A 16174-nucleotide genomic window follows, 5' to 3' on the forward strand; every position below is an offset into this window, starting at 1 on the left:
CCGGCGGGGGACGTCCTCACTGGACGCGCTCGGCGACGAAGCTCTGCCGTTCCCCCGGCTTGGCCGGGGGGCGGGCCCTGCCGTTGACCTCGACGTACATCGAAGAGGCGTCGGCGAGGACGACGTCCAGCCGGGGCTGGGAGTAGATGGCCTGCTGGCCGCGGGTGAGGTCGCGGTTCTCGATGATGTCGCCGCCGCTGACCCGGACGAAGATCGGGCAGCGGTCCGCGCGGCACTCGACGTACAGCGTGGGAAGCCCGTCGGCCGAGACCTCTTCCGACGGGGTGGGGGACGCCGTGGCCGGGGTGGGCGAGGCGGCGACGGGCGCGGCGCCGTCCCCGTCGGCGCTGAGCGAGCCGATCAGCGCGACGGCGCCGAGGACGACCAGGCCCAGCACCACGAGGATCGCGACGCCCACGAGCAGCAGGCGGGCGATTCCCATGGGGTCAGACCGGTGGCGTCCCACCCTTCGGAGGGTAGCCGCTGGACATCACGGTCACCGGCGGGACGCCGGGACTCCTCTGGCCGGCCGGCGGGTCAGCGGGGGCTGGCGTCCCTGTGGTGACGTCCGCGCGGCTCGGTGACCTGCCGCGGCGCCTTACGGTTCTTCAGGACCTCGCGGATGATCGGGATGACCGACAGCACGATGATGACCGCGGCGCCCGGCAGGATGTACCGGTCGACGTTGGGGATGGCGCTGCCCGCGAAGTAGCCGATGAGCAGCATCGACTCGGTCCAGAGGATGCCGCCGAGGACGTTCCACAGCAGGAAGGTGGTGCGGGGCATGCCGAGCATGCCGGCCACCGGGTTGAGGAACGTGCGGACGATCGGGATGAACCTCGCCAGGACGACGGCGCGCGCGGGCCCGAACCTCTGGAAATAGTGTTCGGCCTTCACCACGTACTCTTGCTTGAACAGCCGTGACTCGGGGCGCGCGAACAGCCGGGGGCCGGTCTTGGCTCCGATGTAGTGGCCGAGCTGGGCGCCGAGGATCGCGCACAGCGGGGCGCAGATCAGCAGGACGGCCAGGGGGAAGGGCGCGTCGAGGCCCACCGAGGAGGCGACCGCGGCGGACGCCCCCATGCCCGCGACCACCAGCAGCGAGTCACCGGGCAGGAAGAAGCCGATGAGCAACCCGGTCTCGGCGAAAATGATCACGAGAATGCCGATGAGCCCGAAGGTGACGATCCACCATTGGGCGTCCAGAAGATTTGTGAGGTCCATCACCGATGAGAGTACCGCCGCGGGGCGGGGTAGAGGTGCCAGTGGGGTGTACCCGTCGTGCCGGGAGGGCGGCGGGCCTCCTGAGGGAGGGAAAGACACAGGGAACGACGCGGGAGAATGGTGCGAGGCCCGCGCGCCGGGGGAGCGGACACATGCTGGACCCCTTCTTCCTCGCCCGCCGCTCCTTCGCAATACTTGCCCCGGGGATCCCGACCCCGGTCGTCCACACGTTCAGCCACATGTTCGTCTAGGGAGTTGACTTCCGATGCCCATCGCGACCCCAGAGGTCTACGCCGAAATGCTCGACCGGGCCAAGGCCAATGGTTTCGCTTATCCGGCGATCAACGTGACGTCCTCGCAGACGCTGAACGCCGCGCTGCGCGGCTTCGCCGAGGCCGAGAGCGACGGCATCATCCAGGTGTCGACCGGTGGCGCCGAGTACCTGTCGGGCCCGTCGGTGAAGGACATGGTGACCGGCTCCGTGGCGCTGGCGGAGTTCGCCCGCGTGGTCGCGGACAAGTACCCGGTGAACATCGCCCTGCACACCGACCACTGCCCCAAGGACAAGCTCGACGGCTTCGTCCGCCCGCTGCTGGAGATCTCCCGGCGCCGCGTGGCCGAGGGCAAGGACCCGCTGTTCCAGTCCCACATGTGGGACGGCTCGGCCTGCCCGCTGGACGAGAACCTGCAGATCGCCCGTGAGCTGCTGGAGAAGGCGGCGGCGGCGCGGGTCGTGCTGGAGGCCGAGATCGGCGTCGTCGGCGGCGAGGAGGACGGCGTCGTCGGCGAGATGAACGAGAAGCTGTACAGCACGCCCGAGGATGCCCTGGCCACCGCCGAGGCGCTCGGTCTCGGGGAGCGCGGCGAGTACCTGCTCGCCGCGACGTTCGGCAACGTGCACGGCGTCTACAAGCCGGGTCACGTCAAGCTGCGCCCGACCGTGCTGAAGGAGATCCAGGAGGCGGTGACCGCCAAGTACGGCACCGAGAAGCCGTTCAACCTGGTGTTCCACGGCGGCTCCGGCTCCTCCCTTGAGGAGATCCGCGAGGCGATCTCGTACGGCGTCGTGAAGATGAACATCGACACCGACACCCAGTACGCCTTCACCCGCCCGGTCGCCGACCACATGTTCCGCAAGTACGACGGCGTGCTGAAGGTCGACGGCGACGTGGGCAACAAGAAGGACTACGACCCGCGCGCGTGGGGCAAGTCGGCCGAGGCCGGCATGGCCGCCCGGGTGAAGGAGGCCTGCGAGCACCTGCTGTCGGCGGGCAACAAGCTGTCCTGACGCGCGGCGCGCGACACTCAGAGACACGGCAGAACGGGCGGGCCCTGCGGGTCCGCCCGTTCTTGTGAATCTGCTGAGAAAAACAGTAAAAACTAGTAGACGGGAGGCTGTTCTAACAAATATCTCGTTAGCATGAGCTAAATGTCCATCTCCTACCGATCGCGACCATATGTCTGCGGTGCCATCGGAAAGTGGGATGCGCGCATAGTGGAGCGGCTGGTGGCGGCCTCTCCACGGGGGCTTGACGAGGTGCACCGATCACCACTGGCCACGCTGTGGTCCACCGGAGAGCCGGAGAACTGGTCACGGGGACCACGCTCCGGCTACCTGTGGTGGCCCGCCGCCGGAGGCGCCCCGCAGCCGGGCTCGTGGCAGGAGGCCGCCGAGCGCCGCCTCGCCGCGGGGCTGGTGATCGAGCCGAACGGTGCCGTCCTGCACACCGACGCCCTCGGGTTGCACGAGCTGAACGTCCGCCGCCTCGGGGACGCCCTGTACTTCTCCCCCCGCCTCGCCCCCCTGACCACGCTGGACCGCGACCTCCTCCACGTCGACTGGTCGGCCTGGGCGAACCTGCTGGTCATGATGACCCCGCTCGGGGACGAGACGCCGTTCGCCGAGATCCGTCACATGGAACCCGCGACCGCCTGGCGCGCCGGGCGCGACGGCGGCCCGCGCCTCGACCGCTTCGCCCCCGACTGGCTCGCCGCGGACCCGGGCCGGCCCCCGGCGCCCGAGGACGTCGTCGATTTGATCGCCGCCCGGATCCCGCACCGCGCGGGCCCGGTGGCGGTCGGCCTGAGCGGCGGGTGGGACTCGCGGCTGCTCGCGGCGCTGGCCGCCCGCCGCGCGTCCGCCCGGATCGAGGCGTGGACGACCAGCACCGACGACGGGCTCGACCTCGACATCCCCCGCGCACGGACCGTCGCGGCGGCGCTCGGCGTCCCGCACCACGTGGTCAGGCCGGGCCCGGAGTCGTGGCTGGAGGAGCACGGGGAGGTGTGGCGGCGCACGCAGTACCAGACGCTGCACCACTCCTGGGCGATGCCGTACGCCCGGGCCGTCCACCGCCTGCGCGCCCCGCTGATCGACGGCTGCCTGGGGGACGGCCTGTTCCGCAGGGGCGCCCCCGCCGAGGTGACCGGGGCCAAGGACCCCGGCCGGGCGCGGGAGGCGATGTGGCGGGCCCTGTCCACGCACTTCCCCCGGCAGGACGAGGTGTGGGCGCGCGGCGCGGGCGAGACGATCGCCGAGCTCGGCCTGGCGGCGTTCCACCGGGTGACGCGCCCCTTCGACGGGCACCACGCCATGCCGGTCCTGGCCCGGCTGCTGACCCGGTACCGCGGCATCTTCACCTCGCCGTCCTGGCTGCTCGGCCCGGAGACGGAGGTGTGGCTGCCGTTCGCCGACCCCGATGTGATCGCCGCCGCCCTGAGCGTGCCGCTCCCGGCGCGCGAGGATCACGCGTATTACCGGGCGATGCTGGGGTACGGGGCGGCGCGTGTGGCGACGTTGCCCTCCACGAACGATCCGGGCGAGCGGCCGGCCCCCGGACCGCAGCGCAAGACCAGCCCGGCCGCCCTTTCAGCACTCGCCGGGAGCGTCGCCGCCGATGGGGACGTGCGCGCGCTCCTCGGCCCACGTATGCTCGCCACGCTGACGGACCCTGAGCTCCGCGCCCGGCAAACCCGCTGGTCAGGGCCGCTGTACGTCCTTCAGTGGGCGAGCATGCTGGCGCGCTGGCGCGCCCGGCACCGCTCCCGTCTCGCCTGGACGCCGCTCACGTGAACGCCCCCCGGACCCGCCCTCGCCGCCCCACCAAGAAAGGCCAGGAATTCGGATAATGCGGACACTCTCCCCACGCCTCCTGCTGATCGGCAGCGCCGCCTTCGCAGGCCTCGCGGTGGTGGTGCCGGTGCTGCTGTCCGTCCTAGGAGACGTGCCCCCCGTCGCGGCGGTCCAGCTCGCCGCCACGTTGCTCGTCCTCGCCGCCGCCGTCGCGATCGTCGCGGGCGTCCGCAGGACCGACGGCAAGGCCCTGCGCATCGACACCAGGACCAAGCGCCAGGACACCGCGCTGGCGCGGACGGAGGGCGACCTCGCCCGGCTCGCCGCGACCCTGGACGGGCTCGCCGGACGCCTGGAGGAGGCCGCGCGCCACCAGTCCGGCACCGTGCTGGCCGCGCTCGGCGAGGACCGCATGGCCCTCACCACGCAGGCGGGCCGCCTGGACGAGCTGGCGCTGTCGGTGGCGCGCATCGACGACGCGGTCCAGCGGAACTCGGCCGGCCTGCGCGAGCTGCGCGACCTGGTCAACGACCAGACGGCGGGCGGCGTCGCCCAGACCGTGCGCGAGATCGGCGAGCGGCTGGACGCGCTCGGCGGCGACGTCCGCGACGGGCACGCCGCGCTGTCGGGGGCCGTGCGGCAGAACTACGCGCAACTGGAGGCGCTGGTCGACGTGCGGGCGCTGCTCCAGCCGCGCGCCCCGCTGCCGCGGCTGCGCGGCTGGGCGGCCTCGCCGGACGTGCTGCGCCTGCTGGTCGAGCGGGTCGCGGTCGACCACCCGAAGATCATCGTGGAGTGCGGCAGCGGCGCGTCCAGCGTGTGGCTGGGCTACGCCGTCCAGCGCTTCGGCGGCGGCCGGGTGATCGCCCTGGAGCACGACGAGCGGTTCGCCGGGTCCTCCCGCGATCTCGTGATCGCCCACGGCCTGCAGGACGTCGTGGAGATCCGCCACGCGCCGCTGACCTCGTGGCGCGACGGCGACGAAGTGATCCCCTGGTACGACACCCGCGCGCTGGACGACCTCACCGACATCGGGCTGGTCTTCGTGGACGGCCCGCCGGGGGCCACCGCTCCGCTGGCGCGCTACCCGGCGCTGCCGGCGCTGCTGCCGCGCTGCGCGCCGGACGCGTGGTTCGTCCTGGACGACGGCGCGCGTGCCGCCGAGCGGGAGATCGCCGACCGGTGGCTCGCGGAGTTCCCCGAGATCACCGGCTCCTCCTTCCCCGCCGAGAAGGGAGCGACGGTGCTGAGGCGGACCGGCCGATGACCCGCCCGGGACGGAGGGTGCCCCCGGGGTCGCCCGGCGCGGGACGGACGGTGACCCGGGACCTTCACCGCGAGGAACGGGCATGACGGCCGCGGTGATGCCGGCCGCGATGGCCGCGCGGCTGACCAGGAAGGGCGCGAAGATCGCCGTGGCGGTGGCCGGCGTGGACCCGGCCGACCTGGACGGCCTGCTGCCCGGCATTGCGTACGAGGCGGCGGACGTGGACGCGATGGGCCCCGACCCCTGGGTGGCCGCCGACCCGGCCGCCTTCGTGCTCCTGGCCCGCACCCCCACCGACCTGCGCCGCGCCGTCACCCTCGGGACGGCGTTCCCGGCCGCCGCGTTCGCCTGCGTCGTCATCGCCGAGGCGCCGCCGTGGTGCGACGCCCCCGGCCTCCCCCTGTCGCCGGGCCTCGGCCGCCGCCTGCTGCGCGAGCTCGCCGTCACCCGGTACGGCGGCACCGGCTGGCGGCTCACGGCCCGCTTCTCCGAGCCGGTGCCCGCGGGCGAGGTCGCGGCGGCCGTCGCCAGGAGCCTCGGCGGCCACCACCTCGCCGCCTACCCCCTGCCCACGGCGGACCTCGCCGGGACGGGCCTGGCCGCCTGGCGTCCCGGCGACCCGAACGCGGCCTTCTCCGACGCCCGCGGCCCCGCGCCCGACCGCTCCGACGTGCCCACCGCCGACCTGGCCGTACGGGCCGAGGAAGGCCACGAGGACGGCGACAGGGACGGCGAGGACGGCTGGATCGACCCGCGCGTCCCCGCCGTGGACGTGGCGCCCGCCGTGAGCTGGGAGCGGCTCGGCGCCCCCGGCGGCTACGCGGCGCTGCGCGCCCTCACCATCGAGCCCGACGCCGTGCCGCCCGTGGACGAGCGGTCGGTCAACCCGCGCGGCTTCCTCAAAAGGCCGTCGCGGCCGATCGCCGACCTCGTGCAGCACGACGGCCGTTGGGAGATCCGGCAGGAGGGGGCGACGCTCGTCCGCCTGGCCCGCTTCGGAGGGGTGACCGACGCCGACGTGGGCCGCCTGCGCCGCGCGCGCGGCGTCCGGCTGAGCTGGCATCCCGCCCACACCGGGCCGATCGCCGCCGTCCACGCCGTCGCGGGGCTCGCCGCCGCGGGCGTCCCGCTGCTGTCGGACCCGCCGCCCGGGTGGGCCGCGGGCGGCCTCGGACCCGAGCTGTCCGCGCTCCTCACCGCCGCCACCGAGGAGGACCTGGCCGACGACCTGCGGCGCGAGGAGCACAGCGTCCTGCTGCGCAGGACCGCACTCACCCACCACGGCACCACCGCCCGCTGGCGGGCCCTGGCCGCCCGCGCCGGGGTGCCGGTCCCGGACCCGCCCACGATCTCGGTGATCATGTGTACCCGGCGTGCCGCGCTCGTCCCGTTCGCACTCGGCCAGATCGCCCGGCAGCGCGGCGTGGACCTGGAGGTGATCCTCACCCTGCACGGTGTGCCCGCCGGCGCGCCCGAGGTGGCGGCGGCCGTGCGGAACTTCCCCTGGCCGGTCACGATCGTCGAGGCCGGCGCGGACCTGCCCTTCGGCGCCGTGCTCAACCGCGCGGCGAGCCGGGCCGGCGGCGCCTACCTCAGCAAGTGGGACGACGACGACTGGTACGGGCCCGACCACCTGGCCGACATGGCGCTCGCCCGGGCGTACTCGGGGGCCGAGCTGGTCGGCGCCGCCTCGGAGTTCTTCTACCTGCGGCAGATCGACGTCACGATCCGCCGCGACTGGACCAGCGAGACCATGTCCAACCACGTGGCGGGCGGCACCTTCGTGGTGTCGCGCTCGGCGTTCGAGGCCCTTGGCGGCTTCCGGCCCGTGGCCCGCGCGGTGGACGTCCATCTCTTCCAGGACCTGCTCAGGGCCGGGGGCGCGATCTACCGCACCCACGGCTTGGGCTTCGTCGCGCGCAGGGCGGCGCGGGGCGGGCACACCTGGCGGGAGCCCGTGGGCTACTTCCTGGCCCGCGCGAAGGAGCAGTGGCGGGGATTCCGGCCGAGCCGACTGATGGAGTGGGAGCAGTGACAGGACACGACCGGCCCGCGCAGCCGAGGATCCGGCACAACGACTACGGCGTCCTGCGGCCCCACGAGCCCGGCTCGTGGACCCCGCGCATGCCGGTGAGCGTGGTGATCGCCGCGTACGGCCACCAGGACAAACTCGACCTGACCCTCGCCGCGCTGGCCGCCCAGACCTACCCGAGCCACCTCATGGAGGTCGTCGTCGTCGACGACGGCACCCTCCCCGCCCTGCACCTGCCGGAGATCGTCCCGGAGAACACCCGCCTGGTCACCACCGAGCCCGGCGCGCGGGGCCGCTCCGCCGCGCGCAACACCGGGCTCGCCCTGGCGGACGGCGACGTCGTCCACTGGCTCGACGCCGACATGGTCGCCTTCCACGACGAGGTCGAGGCGCACATGCGCTGGCACCATCTGGCCGGCTACCTCGTGGTCATGGGCTACGTCCGCTTCGTCGACCACGAGCCGGGGACGCACACCCCCGCGCGGGTGCGCGACGCCGTCGCCGCGCACGCCACCGAGACCCTGTTCGACGAGGCCGCCAGCGAGCCGCACGCCTGGATCGTGGACCTGGCCGCGCGCACGGACGGCCTGCGCACCGAGCGCGAGCTGGCCTACCGGGTGCACGTCACCAACGCGGCCTCGGTGAACGCCGCGCTCCTGCGGGCCGCCGGGCCGCTGGACACCGGGCTCGTGCTCGGCGAGGACAGCGAGCTCGGCTACCGGCTCGCGCAGGCCGGGGCGGCGTTCGTGCTGGCCCCCGAGGCCCGCACCCGCCACCTCGGCACGTCGATGATGATGCGCGACGGCGAGCAGGTGCGGCGCTACAACGACGCCTTCGTGCCCGACCACATCCCGGTCATGCGGTGGCGGCGCACCCACCCGCGCCGCCAGTGGCTCGTGCCGTACGTCGAGGTCGTGATCGACGTGTCCTCGGCGCCGTACGAGGACGTCAGGGCCACCGTGGACGGTTTCCTGGCGAGCTCGCTCAACGACCTGCGGATCACGCTCGTCGCGCCGTGGGGGTCGGTGCGCGAGGAGCGGCGCGACCCGCTCGCCAGCCCCCACCTCGACCTGCTGCTCGCCCGCGGCCTCTACCGGGCCGAGCCACGCGTACGCCTCGCCGAGCGCGCCCCGGACTCGGCCGCGCCCGCGCCGTACCGGCTGCTGTGCCCGGCCGGCTGGGTGCCGGGGCCCGAGACCGTCCGGCGGTTGGTCGAGGAGGCGGCCGAGCACGGCTACGGGCTGGTCAGCGTGGCCCTGGACGAGACCGACGAGGTGATCGCCGCCCGGCTGGAGCACACCGGGGCGTTCGCCAGGGCCGCCCTGGTCCGGACCGCGGGGGAGCCGCTGGACTCCGCCGTGGACGACGTCGCCGGCACCCGCTGGACGGACGGCGCGACGCTGGGCTTCCTGCCCGCCGCCGAGGCCGAGCCGCCCAAGCGGGGCAAGGCCGACGACCCGGCGCTCAGGCGCGAGGTGGCGCGGCTCAAGGCCGAGAACGCGCGCCTGACAGAGAAGCTCGCCGGGCGCGCCGACGCGCCCGAGGCCGCCGAGAAGGCCCCCGCCCCGCGCGGCCGGGGGACGGCGCCGCGCGGGCCGGGAGCCCTGCTGCGGCGCCTGCGCTGAACGTTTTCCGGATATCGGCGCGGATCACAGAAGCCGGTATGACCAGAGAGGGGGAACGCGGTTAATACTGTGCTCATGGAATCGCACGAGAACCTCCTCGCCGGCCCGCCGCCCACCCTCCTGCCGGACACCCCGGAAGCGAGGCAAGCGCTGGAGTCCGGTGTCAAGGCCAGCGATGTCGCCGCGCGCTTTCCGGCTTACTCCGGAGCCTGGGGGGCGCTGGCCGACGAATACTTCGCCGCCGGTCACGCCGTCACGTCCTACGCCTTCGCGCGTACCGGGTACCACCGGGGCCTGGATCAGCTCCGGCGCGCCGGGTGGAAGGGACACGGGCCCATCCCGTGGGACCACGCGCCGAACCAGGGGTTCCTGCGCTGCCTGCACGCGCTCGCCCGCTCCGCCCAGGCGATCGGCGAGAAGGACGAGGCCGAGCGGTGCTCCCAGTTCCTGCGTGACAGCAGCCCGGAGGCCGTCAAGGCCCTCAACTCGGCGTAAGCCGCGCTTGGGCGGCATCAGCCTGCTCGGGTAGTCTCTCAACGCAAGAGCCCCTGTCGCGCTTGCGCCAGGGGTTTACTTTTTGGTGCGCGGGAGTTAACCATGCCGGCTGTCGTTCTCGTGGGCGCCCAGTGGGGCGATGAGGGCAAGGGTAAGGCGACCGACCTGCTGGGCGGCGACGTCGACTACGTCGTCCGCTACCAGGGCGGCAACAACGCGGGGCACACGGTCGTGATCGGCGACCAGAAGTACGCCCTGCACCTTCTGCCGACCGGCGTGCTGTCCCCGGAGGTCATCCCCGTGATCGGCAACGGCGTGGTGATCGACCCCGGGGTCCTGCTGTCGGAGATCGACGGCCTGGTCGAGCGCGGCATCTCGTGCGACCGCCTGCTGATCTCCTCCAACGCGCATTTGATCATGCCGCACCACAAGGCGCTCGACAAGGTGACCGAGCGGTACCTGGGCAAGTCCCGCATCGGCACCACCGGGCGCGGCATCGGCCCCGCCTACGGCGACAAGATCGCCCGTATGGGCGTGCGGGTGCAGGACCTGCTGGACCCGGGCATCCTCAGCAAGAAGATCGAGGTCGCGCTCAACGAGAAGAACCAGGTGCTCACCAAGGTCTACAACCGCAGGGGCATCGACCCGGCCAAGGTCCTGGAGGAGTACCTCGGGTACGCCGAGCGGCTCACCCCGCACATCGCCGACACCTCGCTGGTGCTCAACAAGGCGCTGGACGAGGGCAAGGTCGTGCTGCTGGAGGGCGGCCAGGGCAACCTGCTCGACATCGACCACGGCACCTACCCGTTCGTGACCTCCTCCTCGCCGACGTCCGGAGGCGCGTGCATCGGCTCGGGCATCCCGCCCACCCGGCTCACCCGCGTGATCGGCATCCTGAAGGCGTACACCACCCGCGTCGGCTCCGGGCCGTTCCCGACCGAGCTGACCGACGAGATGGGCGAGTGGCTGCGCACCACCGGCGGCGAGTACGGCGTCACCACCGGCCGCGACCGCCGCTGCGGCTGGTTCGACGCGATCATCGCCAGGTACGCCACGCGGATCAACGGCGTCACCGACTTCTTCCTCACCAAGCTGGACGTCCTGTCCGGCCTGGAGCGCATCCCGGTCTGCGTCGCGTACGACGTCGACGGCGTGCGCCACGAGGAGATCCCGATGACGCAGACCGGCTTCCACCACGCCAAGCCGATCTACGAGGAGTTCCCCGGCTGGGACGAGGACATCACCGAGGCCGAGTCCTTCGACGACCTGCCGAAGAACGCGCAGGACTACGTCCGCGCCCTGGAGGAGCTGAGCGGCGCTCGGATCTCCGCCATCGGCGTCGGCCCCGGCCGCACGCAGACCCTGTCCCTGCGCTCGCTGATCTGACACGGCGGGGCGTCACGGCGGCGGGCTCGCTCGGGTCCGGGAAGGCACGCGCCGATCCACGGGCTCGCCGGGCCGCCGCCTTCACGGCCCCGCCTGACGGGGGTCAGGACGGGCGGACGATAGGGTGCGCCGTGTGCAGGTGGAGATACCGGAGATTCTGCCGGAGATACACGGCCATCGGGGGGCACGGGGCCTGCGCCCGGAGAACACCCTTCCCGGCATGGCCTTCACGCTGGAGCTCGGCGTCCACGCCATCGAGTTCGACGTCGCCCTCAGCGCCGACCGGCGGCTGGTGCTGACCCACGACCTGACGGTGTCGGCGGTGACCGGCGCCGACACCGCTCCCCTCGTCGAGGGCGACCCGGACTTCCCCTACGTCGGCAAGCCCATCCGCTCGCTGTCGCTCGCCCAGCTCCGCACGCTCGACGTCGGCGTCCGCCGTCCTAAGTCGGCGAAGGACCGCTACGCCGCCACTCAGGCGCCGGTCCCCGGCGCGCGCATGCCCACGCTCGGCGCCGTCCTCGGCCTCGCCTCCGCCTACGGGGCCGACGACGTCCGCATGCACGTCGAGATCAAGTCCGACCCCACCCGGCCCGACCTGTCCGGCGACCCGCGCGAGCTGACCGAGCTGGTGGTGGCCGAGCTGACCCGGCACGGGCGGCTGGACGGCGCGGCGATCCTCAGCTTCGACTGGCGGGTGCTGCGCGCGGCAGAACACCTGGTGTCCCGGCGGTACGCCCTGGTCGAGAAGGCCACCATCGACCCGGCCTGGCTCGGCCTGGACCCGCGCGCGTTCGACGGCGACCTCGCGGCGGCCGCGGCCTCGATCGGCGCGACCACCCTGTCGCCCGACCGCGTGCTGGTGGACGACGACCTGGTGGCGCGGGCCGGCAAGGCGGGGCTGCCGCTGACGGTGTGGACCGTCAACGATCCCGAGGAGGCCGCGCGCCTGCTCGACCTCGGCGTGGCCGGCATCGTCACCGACTACCCGGACCGCATGCGCGAGGTGTGGGCGCGCCGCGGCCTGCCTCTGCCCCCCGCCGTCGTCGCCCCGCGCCCCGAACGCCCCTGACCCGTCCCCGGCCGGGCGTCGCGCCGTCCCCCCGGCGCGTCACAACATCAACTGGAGTGCGCGCGGGAGTATCGTGCGGAGAACTAAAGTGGCGGGACCGTCCCCCGACGCCACCGACCGGAGGTCACCCATGCAGGTCGAGCCGCGCATGTCCACCTGGGCCGCCGAGCGCTTCGGCGCGCGCGCCGCGGACGTGAGACAGCGGCTGGCCACCTCCCTCCGCGAGGCCGCGGAGAACGCTCAGGACGCCCAGAAGTGGTCCAGGAGCGACAAGCGATATGCCTACGGGTCCACGCTCATGGCGCGCCGCTACGAAGCCCTCGTCGCCGGATTCAGGGACGAACCCGGCTTCCAGGTCATCCGCCCCTACCGCTCGCCGCACCACCTCGTCGTCCTGGACGGCAACCTGTTCCTCCCCTTCCGCTTCGCCGAGGACGATTTCACCCCGGTCAGCGAGGCCCGCGTCAGCGACGGCCGCGTCTCGGCCCTGGCCCGCGAGCTGTTCACGCGCTACGGCCCGCGGACGATCTACCAGCAGCAGGAGCTCGACCTCGGCGTCCTGGAGGACGAGGACGAGGCCGAGGACGTGCTCCCCCTGCTGCGGCGGCTGCCCGCCGACACCCGGCTGATCCCGGTCGCCTACGCCGCCAACGCGCGCGCCGGGCTGTTGCGGCTCTACTGGGGCGAGGCCGAGCTGATCGACGACCGAGGGCACATCTACTGGCTGCACTGCGAGCCGATCCCGCTGCGCGAGTCTTCCCCCTGGGTGCCGCAGGCCCTTCCGCTGGGCTCCCCGGCGGCCCGCTTCGACGCCGCCGCCGAGCCCGGCCTCGACCTCGCCCACCGCTCCGCCCTGGACCGCGCCCTGTCCGCCGTGGACACCGAGCCCCCGAACACGCGCCCCGCCGCCGCCGATGACCACGCGTGACCTCGACTCCGCCCCGCCCCACGACCAGGCCCCCGGCTCCCGGCCCGCGACAGGCCCACCTGCGGGATCCTGGAGCGACGGGCACGGTCAGATCCGTCTCTTCGACCAGGTGGACGAGCAGGCGGCACCCACCCCGCAGGCCGTCGCCGTCGCGTTCGACCAGGCACGGCTCACGCAGGCGCGGCGGCTGGCCGGGCTGACCAAGAAGGACCTCGCCGAGCGCGTCGGCGTGACCCCCGCGGCGGTCGGGCAGTACGAGACGGGCGCCACCCACCCGCGTCCCGACCTGGTCCCGCGCCTGGCCGAGGTCCTCGGCGTGCCCATGGCGTTCTTCCTGCCGGGCCGCCCGCACGCGAAGCTGGACGGCTCGATGGCGCACTTCCGCAGCCTGCGCTCCACCCGCGCCCACCAGCGGGCCAAGGCGGTCGCGTTCGTCGAGCAGGTCTGGGAGCTCACCCACGCCCTGGAGAAGCGGGTTCGGCTGCCGCAGGTCGACCTGCCGGGCTTCTCCGGCGGAGAGGTCCACTCCGGCGTCGAACTGCCCCGCGACCCGGCCGCCGCCGCCCGCGAGCTGCGCCGCCACTGGGGCCTCGGCACCGGCCCCATCCCCCACCTGGTCCGCCAGATGGAGGCCCACGGCATCGTCGTCGTCCTCCCGCCCCCGGACGAGGACGCCACCACGGTGGACGCCTTCTCGACCTCCCAGCTCCCCCGCCCGATCGTCGTCCTCACCGCCAACCGCTTCGACGACATCCACCGCTACCGCTTCACCGCCGCCCACGAGCTCGGCCACCTGGTCCTGCACGGCGACACCGCCGCCGGCGACGTCCAGCAGGAACGCGAGGCCGACACCTTCGCCGCCGAGTTCCTGACCCCGCGCGAGAGCATCCTCCCCGCCCTCCCCCGCCGCCTGGACCTGCGCCGCCTCGCCGAGCTGAAGAACATCTGGGGCGTCTCGGTCGACTCACTGCTCTACCGCTGCCGCGAGCTCGGCCTGCTCTCCGACTCCGCCGCCGGCCGCGCCTACCAGCGCCTCGCCGCCCTCCGCGACCAGCCCGGCTTCGCCGGCGAGCCCATCACCGGCTACCCCGGCGAACACCCCGTCCTCCTGGCCCAAGCCTTCGACCTCGCCACCACCCGCACCAGCCTGACCCTCCCCACCCTCGCCACCCAGTTGGCCTGGCCCATAAAAAGAACCCGCCAACTCCTCTCCCTCCCCGACCCCCGCCCCGAACTCCGCCTCGTCCCTTGAATCGGGCCTCGCCTCCGCGCCCGGGGGCGCTCCGGCTCGGGCTGTGTTTCCCAGGAGGGGCTCCGCCCCCCTTCGACCCCCAGTCGAAGGCTCCGCCCTCGAACTCCCGCCCCACCTCGTTCGGGTCGCCCCTCAATGATCGTGTGAAGACACCGCTCCGGTACGGCTCATGGAATGCCTGAAAAACGGCGCCCTGGGATATCGAGTGGTGAGTATTCGGCTGCTGGTTGCCGGTGACGCTCAGGCGGCGAGTTGGGTCCTGAGGTGATCCCGGAACTCGCGGACCAGGACGGTGTCGCCGTACGGCTCCAGATCTGCGGCGAAGCCCCGGATACGCTCATTGAGGCGTGGCGAGGACAGTGACCTGGCCGAAGGTATCGCCGCGCGGGCGTGGCTGATCGCCTGCTCCAGTTCCCCGGCGCCGAGATACGCGTCCGCCGCGTTGACGCGCGCGAGCTGTGCGGATCGTGTCTGACTTTCCTTATGCGCACTCAGCGCGGCTTCGGCACAGGTGATCGCTCGCTGATCCTGCCCCAGCAGGTGCCAGGTCCGTGCCGCCTCCGAGACCGTCCGGGACGGATCGTACGGCGGCAGCCACGCGGGCTCTCGATCAGTAGGCCCCTGTTCGTACGCCCATTCCGCCTCGGCGAGCAATCGTTCGGCCGCCTTGACGCTGTAGGCGTCTCGCGTCTCGGAGAACTTCACCTGTAGAGCCGTGGCGAAGGCTCGGTTGCTGAAGGCCAGTCGGCCCATCAGGCGTGGGGGCGCCTGAGCCTTCTGAGCGGCGTTGACAGCGGCGCTGGTCAGCCGAAGCGCCTCGACCGGCCGATCGAGGTAGACGGCCTGGTGAGCCATCACGCCGAGCACCCAGCCTGCCATGATCGGATCGTTGGCTGCCTTGGACAGCCGGAGCGCCTGCGCGAAGTACCGCTGCGCCTGGCCGTTCTGACCAATGTCGAAGGCCATCCAGCCCACCAGACATGTCATGTCGGCGGCGGCCGTCATGAGTGCGGCCCCGACACGATCGTCGTACCGGCCCTGCAGAAGCGGGGCCACCGTACCGTTCAGGTACCTCACCACGACCGGCCGCACGACCCCCGCGCCGAACTGGTGATCGATCTGAGCGAACGCCCGCTTGGCCTGGCTGATCCGCGCCACGTCCGTCATGCCCACCTGAGGAGTTGAGCCACGACCGGCCGGCGAATCAGGTGCCGGATCGTAGTTCCAGGCCGCTAGCAGCTCACTCACGGCGGCGGGAACGAAGGGCAGCGTGGCCAGCATGTGACGTCGGGACGGATCCACTTCAGACCTCCACAGCTCCTGGACCGCCTTCACGGTAAGCGGCACGGCCCCGCCCCAGTAGTCCGCCGACGGAGACAACGCACTCTCGCCGTCGATCCACCGGGCGACCTCGCCCGGATCCTCGTGGAAGGCGACCGCCATGCGGGTCCGATGTGCGGCCCGGACCGCTTGGACGCCACGCTCCCATCGCCCCCAGGTGGTCGGGGACACACGGATCGCCTCCGCCGCCTGTTCCTGGCTGAGTCCGCGCCGCTTGCGCGCCTCGACCAGTCCCGGACGCCCGGTCGTGCCGTTGCCCTCGCCCATTGCCCTTACCCCCTTGGTGCTCCTTCTATCGTCAATCAATGACCAACAGTGACGCATGAATCACCGTGAGTGTCCATCGGGAAATCGAAACGACCGCCAAACGACCTGTCGCCATCCTTCGACCGGCATGACTCCGAACGGCGAACACAACGACCTTCACTCCAGGTCGGCGGAGGAATTTCCTGCTGTCCCGGGTTCCCGTCGACGAACGG

General features: G+C 72.7%; 13 protein-coding genes. 10 read left to right on the top strand and 3 right to left on the bottom strand.

Annotation, left to right across the window (positions count from 1 at the left end; translation table 11 throughout):
- Window positions 1-16: 16 nt before the first annotated feature.
- Together BJ982_RS03555 and BJ982_RS03560 are read right to left on the bottom strand one after the other, a co-directional pair.
- On the bottom strand, window positions 17-442 hold the full coding sequence (locus BJ982_RS03555; RefSeq protein ID WP_184876514.1) for a hypothetical protein: 426 nt from the start codon (window positions 440-442) through the stop codon (window positions 17-19).
- Between the two features lie 95 nt (window positions 443-537).
- A complete protein-coding gene (locus tag BJ982_RS03560) occupies window positions 538-1224 on the bottom strand; it encodes a DedA family protein (RefSeq protein WP_184876516.1) in 687 nt (228 codons plus the stop codon).
- A 265-nt stretch (window positions 1225-1489) separates the two neighbouring features.
- Between BJ982_RS03560 and fbaA the strand changes: the two genes are divergently transcribed.
- The 10 genes from fbaA (at window position 1490) to BJ982_RS03610 (ending at window position 14354) form a co-directional block, all read left to right on the top strand.
- On the top strand, window positions 1490-2512 hold the full coding sequence (fbaA, locus tag BJ982_RS03565) for a class II fructose-bisphosphate aldolase (protein ID WP_184876518.1): 1023 nt from the start codon (window positions 1490-1492) through the stop codon (window positions 2510-2512).
- Window positions 2513-2731: 219 nt separating this feature from the next.
- Entirely contained in the window at window positions 2732-4297 is a 1566-nt protein-coding gene (locus tag BJ982_RS03570) for an asparagine synthase-related protein (RefSeq protein ID WP_184876520.1), read from the top strand.
- Window positions 4298-4352: 55 nt separating this feature from the next.
- Complete coding sequence (locus BJ982_RS03575) at window positions 4353-5564, top strand: class I SAM-dependent methyltransferase (protein ID WP_239123257.1); 1212 nt, start codon at window positions 4353-4355, stop codon at window positions 5562-5564.
- A gap of 82 nt (window positions 5565-5646) precedes the next feature.
- Window positions 5647-7599, top strand: a complete 1953-nt coding sequence (locus tag BJ982_RS03580; RefSeq protein WP_184876522.1) for a glycosyltransferase family 2 protein — start codon at window positions 5647-5649, stop codon at window positions 7597-7599.
- A complete protein-coding gene (locus BJ982_RS03585; RefSeq protein ID WP_184876524.1) occupies window positions 7596-9221 on the top strand; it encodes a glycosyltransferase family 2 protein in 1626 nt (541 codons plus the stop codon). The genes BJ982_RS03580 and BJ982_RS03585 overlap by 4 nt, the downstream gene beginning before the upstream one ends.
- 75 nt (window positions 9222-9296) lie before the next feature.
- The gene (locus BJ982_RS03590; protein ID WP_184876526.1) at window positions 9297-9716 is read left to right on the top strand and encodes a DUF3151 domain-containing protein; all 420 of its coding nucleotides are present in this window, start codon (window positions 9297-9299) and stop codon (window positions 9714-9716) included.
- A gap of 102 nt (window positions 9717-9818) precedes the next feature.
- Window positions 9819-11102, top strand: a complete 1284-nt coding sequence (locus BJ982_RS03595) for an adenylosuccinate synthase (protein ID WP_184876528.1) — start codon at window positions 9819-9821, stop codon at window positions 11100-11102.
- Window positions 11103-11241: 139 nt separating this feature from the next.
- Window positions 11242-12174 carry a glycerophosphodiester phosphodiesterase family protein gene (locus BJ982_RS03600; RefSeq protein WP_275411728.1) on the top strand — a complete coding sequence of 311 codons (933 nt, stop codon included), beginning with the start codon at window positions 11242-11244 and terminating at the stop codon, window positions 12172-12174.
- A gap of 88 nt (window positions 12175-12262) precedes the next feature.
- Complete coding sequence (locus BJ982_RS03605) at window positions 12263-13102, top strand: hypothetical protein (protein ID WP_184876530.1); 840 nt, start codon at window positions 12263-12265, stop codon at window positions 13100-13102.
- Entirely contained in the window at window positions 13089-14354 is a 1266-nt protein-coding gene (locus tag BJ982_RS03610) for a helix-turn-helix domain-containing protein (RefSeq protein ID WP_184876532.1), read from the top strand. Before BJ982_RS03605 ends, BJ982_RS03610 begins: the two co-directional genes overlap by 14 nt.
- Before the next feature lie 240 nt (window positions 14355-14594).
- On the opposite strand, the gene BJ982_RS03615 is transcribed toward BJ982_RS03610, so the two are convergent.
- On the bottom strand, window positions 14595-15962 hold the full coding sequence (locus BJ982_RS03615) for a helix-turn-helix transcriptional regulator (protein ID WP_184876534.1): 1368 nt from the start codon (window positions 15960-15962) through the stop codon (window positions 14595-14597).
- Window positions 15963-16174 lie beyond the last annotated feature (212 nt).

This window comes from Sphaerisporangium siamense, assembly GCF_014205275.1.
GTDB lineage: Bacteria > Actinomycetota > Actinomycetes > Streptosporangiales > Streptosporangiaceae > Sphaerisporangium > Sphaerisporangium siamense.

Excerpts from the sequence above, each read along its gene's own strand:
- fbaA (WP_184876518.1), top strand. The coding sequence starts at position 1,490 with ATGCCCATCGCGACCCCAGAGGTCTACGCCGAAATGCTCGACCGGGCC.
- BJ982_RS03555 (WP_184876514.1), bottom strand. The coding sequence starts at position 442 with ATGGGAATCGCCCGCCTGCTGCTCGTGGGCGTCGCGATCCTCGTGGTG.
- BJ982_RS03580 (WP_184876522.1), top strand. The coding sequence starts at position 5,647 with ATGACGGCCGCGGTGATGCCGGCCGCGATGGCCGCGCGGCTGACCAGG.
- BJ982_RS03615 (WP_184876534.1), bottom strand. The coding sequence starts at position 15,962 with ATGGGCGAGGGCAACGGCACGACCGGGCGTCCGGGACTGGTCGAGGCG.
- BJ982_RS03560 (WP_184876516.1), bottom strand. The coding sequence starts at position 1,224 with ATGGACCTCACAAATCTTCTGGACGCCCAATGGTGGATCGTCACCTTC.
- BJ982_RS03595 (WP_184876528.1), top strand. The coding sequence starts at position 9,819 with ATGCCGGCTGTCGTTCTCGTGGGCGCCCAGTGGGGCGATGAGGGCAAG.
- BJ982_RS03575 (WP_239123257.1), top strand. The coding sequence starts at position 4,353 with ATGCGGACACTCTCCCCACGCCTCCTGCTGATCGGCAGCGCCGCCTTC.
- BJ982_RS03610 (WP_184876532.1), top strand. The coding sequence starts at position 13,089 with ATGACCACGCGTGACCTCGACTCCGCCCCGCCCCACGACCAGGCCCCC.
- BJ982_RS03590 (WP_184876526.1), top strand. The coding sequence starts at position 9,297 with ATGGAATCGCACGAGAACCTCCTCGCCGGCCCGCCGCCCACCCTCCTG.